Source organism: Streptomyces sp. SudanB182_2057 (assembly GCF_964272715.1).
GTDB lineage: Bacteria > Actinomycetota > Actinomycetes > Streptomycetales > Streptomycetaceae > Streptomyces > Streptomyces rubradiris.
The window spans coordinates 8,562,254-8,577,518 of the sequence record NZ_OZ186798.1; the positions used below are offsets into that span (position 1 = coordinate 8,562,254).

The following is a 15,265-nucleotide window of genomic DNA, read 5'->3' on the forward strand; positions in this document are numbered from 1 at the left end:
GAGCGCCGGAGTCGTCGATGACCGGCGCCTCCGGATGCGGGGCGGTACGCGGATCATCCCGAAGCTGCTTCAGCCGACGGGTATGGATCCGCTCGTGCTCGCACGGCGACTCGGAGAGGAGAACCGCGGCCGCTGCACCGCCGGAAGCCGGGCCCCGGTCACCGGTTCTCCCCGGCCAGGCAGGTCAGCCGCAGTCCTTCCCGTTCAGTGTGAAGGCCGCGGGCGTCCCGGCGGGGGTGCCGGTGCCCTGGAAGGCGTGAACAAAGGATTGTCTTGAATCAGTGTGCGAGACCGAAAGTTGCCTACACATGGTCCAGGACGCCGTAGGGGCCGCTTCCTGAGCCATGGCCTCGGTCGGCGCCGGCAGCTCGCGGTCTCTGGCCGCCGGACCCGCCGTCGAGGACATGCATCATCGCTCGTCAACGTGGAGACTGCCCGCACTGGCCGAGGGAGCGGTACCAGGCAGTGATCGCTTCCTGCCGATCTTGGCCCGTTACCGGCGGCGAATGCGAGCCGACGGTTAACACCGAATCCCGGACGCCTGGTGATGACTTTTTCCCCAACAATGATTTCCAGGCGCCAGGAGCCGATCCCTGGGATGCCACGCCGAAGCGTGGCATCACCAGAAAAGGCCTTCACCAACAGCTCTTCCACCTGACCGAGACTCACAGGCGTGAAGATCCAGTCATTGATGCGTATTTCAGCCGTGGGTGAGTCAGGGTGACCGCCGTACAGGGTGAACCACACGGGGGCTCGTCCGCACTGTCCCTCCCAGTCGATGGACCAGCCACCGAGCTTTGTCCTTTCCGGGGTGACGGTGTTCGGAACGGCGTCAGATCTCCTGAGAGCCGATTCCACTGCTGTTGCCCAACGGACGGGACTGCTCGGTTGCATTACAGGAAGCCTCCGTGGAACCAGTCGTAGTGCTTATGGTAGATCTTGACCCGGAAGACGGTGCGAGTCATTTTCACACCCCACTGGCGCTTGAACCCGTGAGCACTCCAGCCCATGGCGAAGCGGGTCAAGATCAATACGAAGGTGGTGGACAGGGTCCGACACTCCCAGCTCTGATTTCTCCGGCCTGGAGGGCGGCGAGGAGCAGGCGGCCGGGGAGGCCATCCAGGAGGTGGTGAACTGGTACAACATCCAGCTCCTCGAGGAGCGCCGCGCGTCGGTGCCCGACGAGGAGCGGATGGAGGAGTTGAAGGCGGGCCGGGAGGCCGCCCTCGCTGACGGGGCGCAGCTGGCGACGGCGGATCCGGAGGAGTCCGGTCGGATTGCCGCTGTCTACGCCGCCCGGCTGAAGGAGCTCAAGGAGACGTAGCCCGAGGCCCTGCTCGGTACGGGCAGGGGCCACAGGGGCGGGTGCGGGCGGCCGAGGCGGGCTGGCTGCACCCGCGCGGGCATCAGCGGCCGGGCGAGTGCGGCGATCTCGTCCAGCTCCTGGCGGTGCCGGGGCAGCGCCCGGCGCAGGCCTTGGTCGGATCCGCGACATCACCCAGGCCCTGCCACCCGAGTTCGCTGACCGCCTGTTCACCGCCCGGGAGCAGGGCGCCACCGAGAAGCAGCTCCAGCAGATCGCAGCCGACGGCCTCGCCCAGATGTACTTCCGCGCCGACAACAGCCGGGCGCACGGCCTGGGCGTGGAGTTCACCGACGAGGAGCACATCGAGATCGAGCTGTAGGCCGGCTCCCGCACGAGCGCCGCGTCCCCGGCATGGCAGCTGCCGGGGACGCGGCGTTTCGCATCCTACGGAGGGACTGCCGCGGTCAGCCGGTCTGCCCGGCCGTACAGCTGAGGGAAACGCGGACGAGCCGACAGCATGTGCTGTCGGCTCGTTGCTGCGGACCCGGAGCCAACCAGGGCCCGCACGATGTCCCTGATCAACCTCGTTGGAACCACGTGGTGCAGGGGCGTAGCGGGATGCTCGCAGCGTTGAAGCGTCCGGGGCAACCCAAACTGGTTTACGTCTGGGTGTTTACATGATCATCCGCACGGCTGTGGCGTGCCCCCGGATTGGTACTGGCGAGCGAACCCGTAACCGCCCTGGTCGGCGCCTTCTTCGTCACGGAGCGTTCCGGTCCTTTGGCCAAGGATCCGTTCCGATCCGCCTTGAGGCCCGCGCATATGCCTATGGGCTACCGAATTATTGGGTGAGATGAGACTGAATGAAATCAGGCTATCGGTCGTGACGTGTGGTCACGGGGTGGCAGCATTTCCGTCACCGCGACCGGCGAGCCAACCGCCCAGCGGAACAACCTTGTTGGAACCCGAACCACCCTGCCGTCACGAACGGCCACGATCACATAGTGCAGGAGCTTTCCATGTTGCCCACCGTCGTCGGCCCGAGGCCGCGACCGAACTTCCCCGAGGCCGTCATCATCACGGTCATGGTCCTCCTCGTGACCCTCCTGGTCATCATGGGGATGGAGCCGGTCAAGGCCGTGCTGGTCGTCGGCTGCGCCGGCCTCTTCGGAGCCGCTGTCGTGCAGGCCTGCACCACCAGCAAGCTGCCCGCGCTCCTTCGCCCCACCTGGGCAGAGCTGCAGGCCACCACCGCCTGACCCATCACCATGTCCACCGTTCGGAAGGTCCGGCGCCTCAAGAAGGTGCCGGACGGCCCCGTGGGTCAGCTCGCTTCCGCTCTGCGGCGCAGCCGCGCCGCGCTGGGACTCACTCAAGCGCAGGCGGCCGACGCCATCGACAAGTCAACCTCGACAGTTCAGCGAGCCGAAGCCGGTGCTGTCGTCCCCAAGAAGTGCGTGATCGACGGATACGTCGCCAAGCTGGGGCTCGATCCCCAAGAAGCGCGACTGCTCTACGAGAACGCCACGCGGTCCCCCGGCCGGCAGAGCCGCCCCCTGACCCCAGCTCCGCATCCGCGCATGGTGAGTACAGCGGAGGAGCTGGGCAGGGCTCTGGCCAGAGCCTGGGAGGAGGACAACCGCCCGTCCATGCAGACCATGGAAGACCGGGTGGGCGCCATACGGGACGCGGACGAGAGGCGGAAACGGTTCGCGTTCCTGTCCCGAAGCGCCGCGTACCGGATCTCCCACCGTCAGCAGCTGCCCAGCAGCGTCGAACAGCTCCGGGCGTACCTGCACGCCTGCCAAGTCAAGGAACGCCGGTTCCCCGTCTGGATCAGGGCCTATCACCGCGTCAAGGCCAAAGAGTACCAAGACGCGACGGTCAAGCAGACGGCCGAAGGCGAAGAACGCAGGAGATGGCGCGGGTGGGAAGGCCGGCGTCAGGCCACCGAGATCATGCTCGGCGCCGGACTACGCCCGACCGAACCCTTCCCCGGCTCCGTCACCGCCCCCTGGGCGGCTCAGTGTGTGACCTGCGGTCTGCTCGGCCGGTTCCGCCTGTCCGCTGTCATGCAGGGCAACGGGTGCCGCGAGTGCGCAGTCCCACCGCCGTGAAACTGGCCGGCCCGCCGGGGCCGGACGGCCTGGGGATGCCGTGAGGCCCCGCCCTGCGCTGCTGCGCCGGTGCGGGGCCCCTTCCATATGCCGTCGCCGGGTCAGCCGGTGGCGGCCTTCTTCCCGGCAAGCTGTTTCTTGGCCTGCTGGTAGTCCTCGTACGTCACGGCGTTCAGCGCGAAGCCCGCTTCCGCCACCACCGCGACGCCGAGGTCATCCTCACCCTGCCAGGCATGGGGCCCACCCTCGGCACCGAGTTCATCGCCGCGACCGGCGGCGACCTGACCGCTTTCGCCAGCGCCGACCGCCTGGCCGGCTTCGCCGGCCTGGCCCCGGTCCCCTGGGGCTCCGGGAAGGTCAGCGGCAATCTGCGCAGGCCCCGCCGCTACCACCGCGGCCTCCAACGTGCCTCTTCCTCTCCGCCCAGGCCAGCGTGTTCTGGTGCCCGGCCTCGAAGGCGTATTACGACCGGAAGAGGAAAGAGGGCAAAGGACACAAGCAAGCCGTGCTCGCCCTCGCGCGCCGACACGTCAACGTCCTATGGTCCATGATCCGCGACCACACTCCCTTCCGGACATCCCGCCGGCCGTGAGGCAGGCGCTATCCGGCAGGACTCAGCCAGCGACCGACGTGGCCAGGCTGGGGCGTGCCAGTCGGCGGTGTTTGCTGGTCCGGTCCTGCTGGTGCACGGGTCGGGCTGTCCGCTTTGCGGGCGGCCCGCCCGACCCGTGTGCTGCGGCGGATCAGTAGGGCAGCTGGTTCAGCAGCCACTCGCCGAGTTCCGGGGTGACGGCGGTGTGCGCCGTCGTGTCCGAGGAGCAGATGAACTCGTCGACCTCGCTCTCCTCGGGGTCCAGGTCGTCGATGTTCGTGTAGAGGTCTTTTTGCTGGTCGATGTCGCGGATCGCGACCGCGCTGACGGTGGGGACGAAGCAGACGTTTTCGTGCCGCAGGTCGGTCGTGGCGCCGACCTTCTTCAGGGCGTCGGCGACGATGCGGTACGAGTGGAGGGTGCCGCCGGGGGCGCCGTCCAGTTCGGGGAGGTCACTCGTGCTGACCGTGAACTGCAACGGGGGGAACCACCGCTTCAGCTCGGCAACGGTGGCGTCCTTGCCCTGGGCCTGGGTGTAGAAGGCCGTGTCCGGGTAGACCCGCCCGAGCTTCAGCGCCCTCTCGCCGGGCGGGATCTGAAGGCCCACGCCGTCGCCGCGGCCGTTGGCGACCGCGATCTTCCTCGGACGGCTCGGCCAGCCGCCGACCTCTGCCAGGTCCGCCAGGAACTGGGTGCGCTCGGGGGCGATGACGGGTTTCCTGGTCTTGGGGTCGTAGTGCCGCCAGAGCATCTGCCGGGCGGCCGGGCTGTTCATCTGCCGGGCGAAGGGGTTGTTCGGCCAGGGGATGAAGTGCGCGAACGCCTGGAGGGCGATGGGCACGACAGCGCCGCGGTGCGGGGTGTCGTAGGAGAAGTACAGGTCGACGCCGTGGTCGAACTCCAGCTTTTCCAGCTTGGCCAGGGCGTAGCGGGCGACCAGGCCACCCATGCTGAAACCGCCCACGATCGGCGACGCGCCGCCCGTCTGCATGTGGGCCAGCATGATGGCGCCAATGACGGTTTCGGCGTTGTCGAGGATGGAGGCGGAGCGCTCGTCGTAGCCGACGAGGATGACGTCGCGGCCCTGGCGGCGCAGCTCCCTCAGGAAGGGGAAGTCGCGGTCGAGCCCGGAGTACAGCCACTTCAGGTCGCTCTTGCCGAGGCTGAAGCCATCGGCCATGATCACCGGCCGGGTGAGCTTTTTGTTGCCCTCGCCGTAGAAGACGTGCGCGAAACCCTTCGGCAGTTCCTCCCACTTCTGGTCCGGTTCCGGGGCCGTGTACGCCACCGCGGCCGGCGGCTCGGCGCTCACGGGAGTGGCGAGGGTGAACTCCCCGGCCTGCTCTTCCTGCCATTTCTCGGCCAAGATCGTCTCCTTCCGTGCGCGCGCATGGCACAGCAGCCCGCCTTGAAGGCGGGCTGGGAAACTGTGAGCGGCGCAAAGACAGCACCATCCTTGGCAGGACGATTGTCAGACGGCCGCGACATACCGGGATTTTCATCCCATCGGAGGAATCCGGGACTGAGCCGCGCGGCTTCGGCGGTGGCCGTCACCCTGCCCTCGGCGACGCCGTAACGGATTGACATCGGCATTGGGAAGTTGCCATCTCCTGATACCCACGTCCCCCGCGGCGTACCGGTCCGGGCGATCAGGCGTCGTCCAGTCCCGGCCGGCCCGCACCGGCACGCCGCTCGGCTGCGCGCCGGCGGATGACGTCGGGCAGCTGGCGGGGGGCGGCGGCCGGGATGAAGAACAGCCCGATCATGCCGAGCCCGGTCACGGCGGCGCTCAGCAGACCCACCGACACCGACGGGTCGTCGACCGAGGCCACCCCGCAGAACACCGAGCTGACCGCGGTGAACACCAGCGACGCGACGATCCACCCCTCCCGCAGCGGGGACCGGGTGCGGGCCACCACGCTCAGCCACCACGTCCAGCCCGCCATCACGCAGAACAGCACGGCCACCGGCGGCAGCAGCACGGGCGGCGCCCACCGCGCGACGTCGCCACGGGGCAGCTCCTGCCCGGTCAGGTAACCGACCCGGACCAGCCACACCAGGTACACCGGCACCTCGATGGCGATCACCACCCACATCAGGACCCGCAGGCCCCGTAACGCGCCCCGCTGCTCGCCCATCCCCACGCCCTCCCCCCTTTCGATCACCAGGTCAGGGGGACCGTAGCGGCCCGGCGTCCGCGCCGACCAGGGCGCCGTCACCCGCAAGGGTGGGGATCAGCCGCCGTCGATGCGGTCGAAGCCGCGCAGCACGGGGTCCAGCTCGGCGGCCGCGCCGCACAGGGAGCACAGGCGCGTGCCGGGCTGCTCCGCGACGTCCAGCGCCCGCTCCAGGGGCAGCAGCGGCGCGTTCTGCGGAGCCTCGGTGCAGTCGACGGCGTGGAGCACGGCGCCGCCGGGCCTGCGGCCGCCGGCCTTCTGCAGCACCCACCCCGAAGGCCGGCGCGGCCCCAGCACCTCGCGCACCGCCGACGGCGGCGGCAGCCGCTCGGTGGGCACCATGTCGTAGGAGACGCCGTCGACCGGCCGGACGTGCTCGGGGGCACGCACCCACACCCGGTACTCAGCGGCCTGGACGTCGCCGTCCGACTGGTGAAGAGGTGGTGTTCCAGCCCTGCACTATTCGGTCGGGGCGGCAGGTGCTGCCGTACGGCTTCGATCACTCTTGACCCGAGGCGGTGCGCATCCTGGTCAGGACCGTGTCGCTCATACAAGTGGATCGTTGGACTGTGAGCGGTGTGAGGTCTCGCCGCGGGTGACGACGGCGTGCGGCAGGAGCCCAGCGCGCTGGGCAGTGTTGGTGATGAAGGGATGTGCTGTCTGTGACTGCTCTGACGTTGGCGCCGTCTTGGCGCAAGGGTGTGGTGCTCGCGGGGGCGGCGGTGGGGGCGGTGGCCGCCGCGGCGGCGCCCGCGAGCGCCGGGATCGTTGCCGTGGGCGATGCCGTGTTTGGTAACTCGTGCGTCAACGCCGGCGCCTCGCAGGCGTCGGGTGCGACGGTCGCTGGCAGCGGGTCGCTGGCCGGAAACCTCGCGCAGTTGCCTCTGGACTTGCCGCGGAACCGGTGTGGCAACAGCGGCATCATCTGCTTGCAGCAGCCCTTTGTCGGTGGCGCTATTTTCTGACCGGTTGGTTGCGCGACAGCGGTGATCTGCGGTGGCGGCAGGGATGTTAAGTGTGATGCCAGGGCTGAGGATGGGTGATCCGGCGGTGGCCGGCTGGCTGGCGATGACCGGTCAGGCCGTCGAAGGGCTGCGGGACCTTGCCCGGAGGCGGCCGGAGGACGGCGTGGCCCGCGCCCTCGTGACCGTCGCGGACAGCGAGGTTCTGGACGATGCGACACTGCGCCGGGATTTGGTGGCCGCTTACGACCTGGCGAAGACGGCCGGGGCGCGTGAGCAGTCCCTCGTCTACGGGATCTATCTCTTCACCCACCGGCACTACCGGGCCACGGCCGATCACTTGGTGGTGCACTTCGCGCAGTGGCCGGCCGACGAGGTCGCCGGGAGCATGCTGGGTGCCTTCGACCTGGCCGGCCCCCTGGCCTACCGCGACCACGGGCACGCGCTGACCGAGCGGCAGTGGCGGCTCGCCGGTGACCAGTCGTGGCCGTGGACGTCGTGGCTGGCCGGGGCGCGTGCCGAGCAGGGACGGTCCGAGGAGGCGTGGGAGCTGGCCGACCGTGCCCTGCGCCTCAATCCGCGCTCCGGGCCGGCGGCGCACGCTCGTGCCCACGCCGAGCACGACCACGGCACCGGACCGGCCTACACGTCCTTCATCGACGCCTGGCTGGCCGCCGACCCGGCCGCGCTCCAGCGCCGCCACCTGCAATGGCACGCCGCGCTGCAGTCCATCGCCGCCGGTGACTTCGAGGGTGCCCGCCGTCGCGCGGACGCCGAACTGGCCCGCACCGACGTCGGCATGCGCGCGGCCACCAACTGGCGGCTGCTGCTGGCCGGACAGACACCGGCCCGCACCACCGACCTGGACCACGCGCACCGGTTGCTGGCCGAACCCGGCGGCTGGGCGGAGGTCTTCCACACCTTCCAGCTCGCCCTCGCCCTGGCCGTCAGTGCCGACACCGACGGCCTCACCGCTCTGGCTCGACGCGCGGAGAGTGATGACCGCCCCGACTACGCCGAGGTCCTGGCGCCCGTCGCCCACGCCCTGGCCCACCTCACCGCCGGCCGCCCCGGCAAGGCCGTCGACCTGCTCACCTCCCTCGGCGAGCACACCGAACGCATCGGCGGGGTACGAGTGGAACGCGAGATCATCACCGACACCCTCGCCCGCGCCCTCATCGACGCCGGCCAACCCGACCGGGCCGCCCACCTCCTCCACCACCGCCGCACCACCCGCCACCACCACACCTACGAAGACCTCCTCCTCACTCGCAGAGGTTCGTGAGGTCAGGGATGGATGTTCACGGTTACTCGGTGTCCATGCGCGCGGCGAGGTAGGCACTCCAGTCATCTTTCGTGTAATTCGCCCATTTTTGCGCGGTGTTCGGGTGGATGCCGAAGAGATCGGCGACCACGATGGGCGGGAGGCTGGTGACCGCTTCGATCATGGCGGTGTTCCGGGCGGACCGGACCGGCAGTCCGCACTCGTTCAGAAGGTGGTGGGTCGCGGCCGCGCTGCGTGGCCGGCCCGGGGCCTTGCCCGGGAAGAGGTAGCCGTTTGTGTCGTCGAGCTGCTGGCGCATGCGTGAGTCGGTCACGGGCTGGGCGATCTGTTCCTCGATGAGGAGGGCCAGTTTCGGGGGCAGCAGTACGGGGTGGCGGTCGAGGGTGAGGTAGGCGCCGTTCTCGTCACGGTGGAAGCGGTTGGTGGTCAGATGGACGATGCGGCTGACGGGGAGGGCGTAGAGCCTGATCAGGGCGCCGATGATCCGTGCTTCCCGAGGCAGGGTGTCGTCATTGAGGCAGCGCCGGAGCTGGTCGTGCAGATCCTGTCCGTTCAGGACCTCGCTGGAGCCTTGGCTGGGCGGCCGGGTGATGGTGAGCTCGCCGGTGACGCGCCGTTTCACCGCCCAGTGGATGAAGGTGACGACCGTGCGGTGCAGTGTGGGCCGGGCGGCGAGGAGCTTCGCGCTGCGGCTGCGGCGCAGCCAGGCCAGGACCGCATAGGGGTTGCCGGCGTGTGTCAGGGGTGTGAGCGGTGCGGGAACGGTGCTCCCGTCGGGGCTGAGCAGGTCGTGGACGCGGTCGGTCAGGACGCAGCGGGGGCAGCGGCCGTCGTCGTAGATGTCGTCCGGGGCCTTGCAGTGCCGGCAGCGGACGGCGGGGGTGTCGAGGCCGCAGCAGGCCCGGCAGGTCTCCCGGCCGTCGGGGCCGCGGGCGACCATGACGCGCAGGCGCCCGCAGGCCGAGCACGGGGCGGGGACGTGCGTGCGCCGCTGGTAGCAGCCGGAGCACAGGGTGCCGAGCGGCCACGTGGTGTGCGCGGGTTTCATCTCGGTGCAGTCCGCGCACTTCGAGATCGGCCGCGGCCAGCATGAGAAGCAGAGGAAGGCGCCCGCGCGGGCCAGTGAGCGGCGTCCGTGGCGGAGCCGGCCGCAGGCGCTGCACGTTTCCTTGCGGCCTCGGTAGCAGCGGGTGCAGGCGTCCGTGCGCCCGTCGGCCTGGCGGGCCGCGATCTCGCGGAACTCGCCGCAGATGCCGCAGCGACGCCGTGGGGCCTGGTAGCAGCGCTTGCAAAGTGGGGCGCCGTCTCCGGCGCTGTACTTGTGCCGGCCGGAGATTCCGCAGCGTGTGCACGCGCGCTCGGGCCGCGGGATGCAGTTCGTGCAGAGCACGGTGCCGTCGTCGAGCCGGGTGCCCGCAGCCCGTTGGTGACCGCACCCGGCGCACTCGGTCACGACCAGCGGGTCACTCCTGTAGCAGCGACGGCAGATCGGGCCGTCCTCGCGGCGGGTGACGATGTGGCCGTCCTGCCCGCAGCGGCCACAGTTCCTGACCCGCGCCTTGGAGACGCACCAGCCGCAGCACCGGCCCTCGGGCGACGGGCGCAGGGGTAGTGGATCTGTGCGGGAGCAGCGCGCGCACTTCACCTTGGTGACGGCATGGGCGAAGCCGGCCTGGACCAGCAGATGGGCGAGGCGGACCAGCGTCGCGGGGCAGTACGAGGTGGGGGCCGACAGCGCATCCGGGCTCGTCGTCAGGTGCCTGTCCAGCTCCCGCGCGGCGGCCGGGGCCCATGCCTTCGCCTGCTCAAGAACAGTCCGGGCCCGGGCCGCCGTCAGCCGCCGTCCTGTCGCCGCCTGGACGTGCTCGATCAGACGGGCCCTGGCCTGTTCGAGTTCACACCGCTGCTGCCGGATCGTCCGCTCGCTCGTCATGATGGTCCGGGGCGGCGGATGACGGTGCGGCGCCGGGCGACCGGCAGGTCCCCGGGCTGCCCGTCGGCGGTCTTGCGGACCGGCGTGTTCACCACCTCGGGCTTGATCAGATCGTTCGGCGTGCACTGAAGGATGTCGCAGAGCGCGACCAGGGTGTCCATGCTCAGCCGCTGCGGCGTCTGGGTCACCAGCCGGTAGACCTGCTCACGCGAGAGCGTGATGCCCCGCTCCGCGAGCAGTGGGACCAGATCCGACGTCTGGAACATGCCCTGCCCGGCCATCAGCTGCCGAAGCTGCCACTGGTAGCCCATCTTCCTGATCACGAGACCACGTCCCAGTCGTTGCCCAGCCGGTTCCTCATCGATGCTTCCAGCAGCGTGTTGCGGTACTCGTTCGAAACCCCCATGTAGATGGCCGTGGTTGACGCGTGGGAGTGGCCGACCTGTTCCTGCACGAACCGGGCGGGGTAGCCGAACTCGGTCAGATGCGTGATGTAGCTGTGCCTCAGGCAGTGCAGGTCGAAGTCCTCGTCGAGGCCGGCGTCCTCGCGGGCCGTCACGAACGCCTCGTTGATCGAGCGCGGAGACAACCTCCCCACCCGTTCGGTCACCCACAGCGCAGGGTGCCGTCCGGGCGAAAAGTGCGGCCGGATCTCGGTCACCCACTCGTCCAGGACGTCGACCGCCCAGTCCATCTCCGGGACCATCAGCACCGTGCGGCGCTTGGGCGGCGCCCCCTTCGAGGCCTTGCCGAAGCGGACCATCATGCTGCCGCAGCCGCGGAACTGCGGAGCCTTGGGGTTGCGCCGCAGATCGACCAGATCCACCCGGGACGACTCCGTCCGGCGGGTGCCGAAGGCGTAGATCGTCTTCAGGACCGCGGCATCCCGCAGGGCCGTCAGCGCCCCCTTACGGCCCTGCCCCCGGATCCTGCCCGGCCGGGCATCCGCGGCGTCGAACAGCGCCTGTACCTCGTCGTAGGTGAGCGGCCGGCGCCGGGGATCGCCCTCGTACTCCACCGCGTGCAGAACCGAGTTGCCCTCGTGGAAGACCTCCTGGGGTGCCTCACCGAACCGCTCCGCGCAAACCTCGCCCCAGCCGTAGCGCGGATCGAGCAGGTACTCCACGAACAGCCCGATCGTCACCTCGTACGAACGGGCCGTAGACATCTGGATCGGAGTGCTCCCGCTGCGCAGATGGGCGATGAACGCCTCCCCCTCCGCAAGCGTCCACTGCCAGGGGTACAGGCCGGTGAACTCCTCCAGCCGTTCCACCAGCCGCAGCCGCGGGTCGATCGTCTTCGCCTTCAGAAACCGGGCCGACTGCTGCCGGGCCCAGCCCTCCTTCATCGCCTCGAACACCGCCTTGGCCGGGTCGAGATGAACGACATTCGCCGCCAGCACAAGCCGGGACGAACCGGGTGCGTCAGTAACCACAGAAGCTGTTGTATTCAACGCAACATTGTTGTGCCAGCTGTTCCCGCCGCTGATCACCGGACCGAGTGAACCTTCCCGCTACCACCTTCCCGGGCGCCCGACCAGCGGATACTGAGATGCCCGCAGCCTGCGCAGTGTTGCATCACATGCAATTCATCACGTTTGGGCCGTTTCGGTACGCCAGCAGGCCCACCTCGTACCTCCAGCCGTCGGGCACCTGGCGCCGGGACCACAGGCGGGCGACGACCTCCTGGTCCCCGGGCAGCAGCACCCTGATGGGCACCGGCGCCGGGTCGGGGGCGGAGGACGTCGTCATACCCCCACCGTACGGACGGACGCCGGGACATGGCTTTGTCCATGAGAGCGGACAGCGAATGGGAGGCACCTGCTTCCGGCTCTGTTCGATGCTCACGACCTGGGCAGCACTGCTCCGGAGTGAGGCAGTCGTGATGGGGTGTCTCCCTCAGGGCCAGGCGGTTATCGGCCAGCCACCCTCAAACCGTGCGCTCAGCCCTCATCACAGAGGATGATCAACTAGTTGGGCGGCTGTAGCCCAACCCCGGACGAAGGAGTGGATATGGCCGAGCGGCAGAATGGCACCGTCAAGTGGTTCAACGAGGAGAAGGGGTTCGGCTTCATCACGCCAGAAAGCGGTCCGGACCTCTTCGTACACTTCAGGGCGATCCAGGGTTCGGGGTTCAAGAGCCTCCGTGAGGGTCAGAAAGTGACCTTCATCGCCGTGCAGGGGCAGAAGGGCATGCAGGCGGACGAAGTCATCGCCGAGTCGTAGGTCCAGCCGGCCCAAGTCAAGCGACCTCGCTGGGGTTCCTGTGTGCGCCCGAGAGGATGGGTCGGACATCCGTGTCCGACCCATACGCTGTCACCAAGTCGGCCGGGGTGCATGTCAAGATGTCGCAGAACGCGGCCAGCACTTGGAGGGAAAGCCGTTCCGGGGTGCCGGAGACCAGGCGGTGGATCTGGGAGGCGGACAGCTCGATGCCCCGGTCGCGCAGCATTGGCACCAGCTCGGTGGTGGTGAAGATGCCGTGCGCGGCCATCACCTCGCGCAGCTTCCATGTGTAGCCGACCTTGCGTTTCACGACTGCCTCCGGTTCTGGCTCTCCAGAGCGGCGGCAACGGTGCCGTCGAGATGTCGCCGCAGGGTGCGGGTGCGGAACCGCCAGCTCACCGTGCAGGAGTCCCGTCACAAGCTGGCCCGGGACGTGTGCCACGGCAAGCGCGGCACCATCCACCAGGCGTACCGCGACGGCATGGAGGACCAGCTCGGCGCGCTCGGCTTGGTCCTCAACGCCATCGTGCTCTGGACCACCCGCTACATCGACGCCGCCGTCGCGCAGCTCCAGGCCGAAGGCCACGAGATCCGCGAGGAGGACATTGCCCGGCTTTCCCCGCTCAAGCACCGCAACCTGAACCTGCTCGGCCGCTACAGCTTCACCGCCTCCACCCCGGCCGCCGGTGCCCTGCGCCCGCTGCGCGGCCCGGACGGGCCAGAGCTGGACGAGGACGACGACGGGAGCGGACAGGACTAGTGGGTCCTGTTCTACGGCGGACGGACATGCAGCGCTGTGTGATCATCCTGGGCCCGCTCGTTCGCTTTCGTAGTTGGGAAGCCGCCAGGAGCGGTGAACTTTGCGTCATGTGTGGGTGAGTGGCGGAATGCCAGGGGGATCGGTAGGGGAGGGTGGGGCGGCGGGATCGGGCACGGTGCCCTGTGTCCGACCCCGTTTCGGGGATCCGGTCCGTGGTCCTCGCGGTGTGTTCGCTGATCCGAAAGGGGCTCCCCGGTGACCACCAGCATTCGCTACGGCGCACTCGACATCGCTGTCACCTCGTCGTTCCGTACTCTATGGACAGACAGGGGCAGTAAGGGTGACGAGGACTTCTCCGCCCACAGGCCCGCGATGGGGCTAGTCGATGCCCTCACGGGCTGGAAGACCCTGGGGTATGTCGGCCGCCCCGATCACGAGGAGCTGGGCGGGAAGTTCGCCGTTGTCATCGCGCGCGGTGCCAACCCGGCCCACGAGATGCTCAAACAGCCCATTGACTTCGAGCTGATCTGGCGCGACAAGGGCAGCGGCGCGAAGGCGAACGGATCGGTGTGGCGGCCAGTCCCCCCGGACGGCTACGTCGCCCTGAGCGACGTGTGGACCGACAGCTGGGACAAGCCCTCCGTGGGGAGCATCGTCTGCGTCCGCAAGTCGGCGGTCAACGGCCACAGCTACGTCCGCGAAGGGGTGATCGGGCCCCGGATCTGGCACGACAAGGGCAGCAGCGCCGACTGGAACTGCTCGGCGTGGTCGATCCGCACCCCCACCTACCCCCTGGACAGCACCGACCGTCTCCTCCTCGACATCGGCGGACACGTCGCCAACCGCTCCTGGGACAAGCCCAACCGTACCGTGTGGGTCCTGGACCTGCCTGCGGTGGTCATCAAGAAAAACCCCGCCGAGACCCCGGAGCAGACCGGCTTCGAGTTCCCCGAGCCACGCGAGACCCTCAAGGTCCTGGACCGGCAGGTCACCGTCCCGTGCACGGTTATCTCCGACCCCGGCAAAACCCCGGCCTGGCAGGTGCAGAACTCACCCTTCTACACCCTGGAGCGGCGCACCAGTTTCTACGCGCACATGCACAACCACAACCAGACCAGCCAGCCCCAGAACCCGAGCCAGGAAGTGGCCACCGGAGTCTCCAACTCCAAGAGCGAGGAGTTCTCGAAGAAGACAAGCATCACCGTCACCGCGAAGGCCGGCATCGAGATCAAGGGCCTGTCCGCCGGGATCGAGACCAGCATCGCCCAGGAACTCGGCTACAGCACCCGCGTCGAAGTCTCCCACTTCCGGGAGAACCGCTTCACCTGGACCCTGAACACCGCCCCAGGCACAGCCGCCGTCGCCTGGTCGCCCCGCCACGGCATCCGCGCCGTGCGAGCCGACGGCGACCCCGTAGGCCAGGCGTCCCTGGTCTTCGACATCGAATCACGCACCTACACCCAGTACCCAAAGGCTGGCGACGGCGTCGGGCAGGGCGGCATCCTCGTCAACGGCACCGCGGACACCAGCGATGACCTCGCCCCCTTCGGTCCCATCGAGAACAACCTGCCCGACGACACCACCGACCTCATCATCCCCTGACCCACACGCCGCCCACTCCTCCCGGCGCCCGCGCCCTAGTCGGCCCTGTGCTCGTGCAGCCACGGCGAACGGGCAGATAGCGCCATGTGACTGCTGTGGTCGTCATTGCGGGCCACGGGCAAGGGCCGCCCGTGGCCTGGTTCAGTTTGTCGGCGTCCTACGGACGAGCGGGCCGGGCCTCCACAGCCCCACGGACAGCCGATGGCAGTGCGCATGCGATCGGGACCTGGTGCCTGTGGCTGGCCCTGTTCCGAGCGGGGGCCGGGACAGCGACTGGTTCCCGGCTCCCGCTCGGAACAGGGCAAA

At 69.0% G+C, this 15,265-nt stretch carries 15 protein-coding genes and 3 pseudogenes; 10 read left to right on the top strand and 8 right to left on the bottom strand.

Translation table 11 applies throughout. The annotated features are described in order from the left end of the window. Positions 1-1,129: 1,129 nt before the first annotated feature. The 5 genes and pseudogenes from ACSURM_RS37860 to ACSURM_RS37880 form a co-directional block, all read left to right on the top strand. On the top strand, positions 1,130-1,324 hold the full coding sequence (locus ACSURM_RS37860) for a hypothetical protein (protein WP_436960770.1): 195 nt from the start codon (positions 1,130-1,132) through the stop codon (positions 1,322-1,324). 97 nt (positions 1,325-1,421) lie between these two features. Next, a complete protein-coding gene (locus ACSURM_RS37865; protein WP_436960772.1) occupies positions 1,422-1,685 on the top strand; it encodes a hypothetical protein in 264 nt (87 codons plus the stop codon). A gap of 640 nt (positions 1,686-2,325) precedes the next feature. Further along, positions 2,326-2,565, top strand: coding sequence for a hypothetical protein (locus ACSURM_RS37870; RefSeq protein WP_436960774.1), 240 nt, complete (start codon positions 2,326-2,328; stop codon positions 2,563-2,565). 9 nt (positions 2,566-2,574) lie between these two features. Beyond that, positions 2,575-3,423, top strand: coding sequence for a helix-turn-helix domain-containing protein (locus tag ACSURM_RS37875; protein WP_436960776.1), 849 nt, complete (start codon positions 2,575-2,577; stop codon positions 3,421-3,423). Positions 3,424-3,602: 179 nt separating this feature from the next. Beyond that, a pseudogene (locus ACSURM_RS37880) lies at positions 3,603-4,015 on the top strand (transposase); the annotation flags it as partial. A 151-nt stretch (positions 4,016-4,166) separates the two neighbouring features. Here the strand turns inward: ACSURM_RS37880 and ACSURM_RS37885 are convergent. The 3 genes and pseudogenes from ACSURM_RS37885 to ACSURM_RS37895 all read right to left on the bottom strand — a co-directional run. Next, on the bottom strand, positions 4,167-5,381 hold the full coding sequence (locus ACSURM_RS37885; protein WP_436960778.1) for an esterase/lipase family protein: 1,215 nt from the start codon (positions 5,379-5,381) through the stop codon (positions 4,167-4,169). A gap of 283 nt (positions 5,382-5,664) precedes the next feature. After that, positions 5,665-6,153: a hypothetical protein gene (locus ACSURM_RS37890; RefSeq protein ID WP_436960780.1), complete on the bottom strand. Its 489-nt coding sequence runs from the start codon at positions 6,151-6,153 to the stop codon at positions 5,665-5,667. Positions 6,154-6,249: 96 nt separating this feature from the next. Then, positions 6,250-6,618 (bottom strand): annotated as a pseudogene (locus ACSURM_RS37895) (DUF6233 domain-containing protein); the annotation flags it as partial. A 236-nt stretch (positions 6,619-6,854) separates the two neighbouring features. Here ACSURM_RS37895 and ACSURM_RS37900 point away from each other — a divergent pair. Continuing rightward, positions 6,855-7,157: a chaplin family protein gene (locus tag ACSURM_RS37900; RefSeq protein WP_436960782.1), complete on the top strand. Its 303-nt coding sequence runs from the start codon at positions 6,855-6,857 to the stop codon at positions 7,155-7,157. 55 nt (positions 7,158-7,212) lie between these two features. Then, complete coding sequence (locus ACSURM_RS37905; protein WP_436960784.1) at positions 7,213-8,439, top strand: hypothetical protein; 1,227 nt, start codon at positions 7,213-7,215, stop codon at positions 8,437-8,439. Between the two features lie 22 nt (positions 8,440-8,461). Here ACSURM_RS37905 and ACSURM_RS37910 read toward each other — a convergent pair whose 3' ends face one another. From ACSURM_RS37910 to ACSURM_RS37925, 4 genes are all read right to left on the bottom strand, one after another. Next, on the bottom strand, positions 8,462-10,372 hold the full coding sequence (locus ACSURM_RS37910) for an XRE family transcriptional regulator (RefSeq protein WP_436960786.1): 1,911 nt from the start codon (positions 10,370-10,372) through the stop codon (positions 8,462-8,464). Further along, on the bottom strand, positions 10,369-10,695 hold the full coding sequence (locus ACSURM_RS37915) for a helix-turn-helix domain-containing protein (protein WP_436960788.1): 327 nt from the start codon (positions 10,693-10,695) through the stop codon (positions 10,369-10,371). The genes ACSURM_RS37910 and ACSURM_RS37915 overlap by 4 nt, the downstream gene beginning before the upstream one ends. Next, entirely contained in the window at positions 10,692-11,720 is a 1,029-nt protein-coding gene (locus tag ACSURM_RS37920; protein WP_436961268.1) for a tyrosine-type recombinase/integrase, read from the bottom strand. Before ACSURM_RS37920 ends, ACSURM_RS37915 begins: the two co-directional genes overlap by 4 nt. Before the next feature lie 229 nt (positions 11,721-11,949). Then, complete coding sequence (locus ACSURM_RS37925; RefSeq protein WP_436960790.1) at positions 11,950-12,123, bottom strand: hypothetical protein; 174 nt, start codon at positions 12,121-12,123, stop codon at positions 11,950-11,952. Positions 12,124-12,384: 261 nt separating this feature from the next. On the opposite strand from ACSURM_RS37925, the gene ACSURM_RS37930 reads away from it, so the two are divergent. Further along, positions 12,385-12,597: a cold-shock protein gene (locus tag ACSURM_RS37930; RefSeq protein WP_436960791.1), complete on the top strand. Its 213-nt coding sequence runs from the start codon at positions 12,385-12,387 to the stop codon at positions 12,595-12,597. 16 nt (positions 12,598-12,613) lie between these two features. On the opposite strand, the gene ACSURM_RS37935 is transcribed toward ACSURM_RS37930, so the two are convergent. Beyond that, entirely contained in the window at positions 12,614-12,907 is a 294-nt protein-coding gene (locus tag ACSURM_RS37935) for a helix-turn-helix domain-containing protein (RefSeq protein ID WP_436960793.1), read from the bottom strand. Positions 12,908-12,982: 75 nt separating this feature from the next. Here ACSURM_RS37935 and ACSURM_RS37940 point away from each other — a divergent pair. Next, a pseudogene (locus ACSURM_RS37940) lies at positions 12,983-13,357 on the top strand (Tn3 family transposase); the annotation flags it as partial. Positions 13,358-13,612: 255 nt separating this feature from the next. Then, positions 13,613-14,959, top strand: coding sequence for a Vps62-related protein (locus ACSURM_RS37945; protein ID WP_436960795.1), 1,347 nt, complete (start codon positions 13,613-13,615; stop codon positions 14,957-14,959). Positions 14,960-15,265: the final 306 nt, after the last annotated feature.

Bases quoted from the DNA above. Each gene is read 5' to 3' on its own strand.
- ACSURM_RS37870 (WP_436960774.1), top strand. From the start codon at position 2,326: ATGTTGCCCACCGTCGTCGGCCCGAGGCCGCGACCGAACTTCCCCGAG.
- ACSURM_RS37875 (WP_436960776.1), top strand. From the start codon at position 2,575: ATGTCCACCGTTCGGAAGGTCCGGCGCCTCAAGAAGGTGCCGGACGGC.
- ACSURM_RS37890 (WP_436960780.1), bottom strand. From the start codon at position 6,153: ATGGGCGAGCAGCGGGGCGCGTTACGGGGCCTGCGGGTCCTGATGTGG.
- ACSURM_RS37905 (WP_436960784.1), top strand. From the start codon at position 7,213: ATGCCAGGGCTGAGGATGGGTGATCCGGCGGTGGCCGGCTGGCTGGCG.
- ACSURM_RS37910 (WP_436960786.1), bottom strand. From the start codon at position 10,372: ATGACGAGCGAGCGGACGATCCGGCAGCAGCGGTGTGAACTCGAACAG.
- ACSURM_RS37920 (WP_436961268.1), bottom strand. From the start codon at position 11,720: ATGAAGGAGGGCTGGGCCCGGCAGCAGTCGGCCCGGTTTCTGAAGGCG.
- ACSURM_RS37925 (WP_436960790.1), bottom strand. From the start codon at position 12,123: ATGACGACGTCCTCCGCCCCCGACCCGGCGCCGGTGCCCATCAGGGTG.
- ACSURM_RS37930 (WP_436960791.1), top strand. From the start codon at position 12,385: ATGGCCGAGCGGCAGAATGGCACCGTCAAGTGGTTCAACGAGGAGAAG.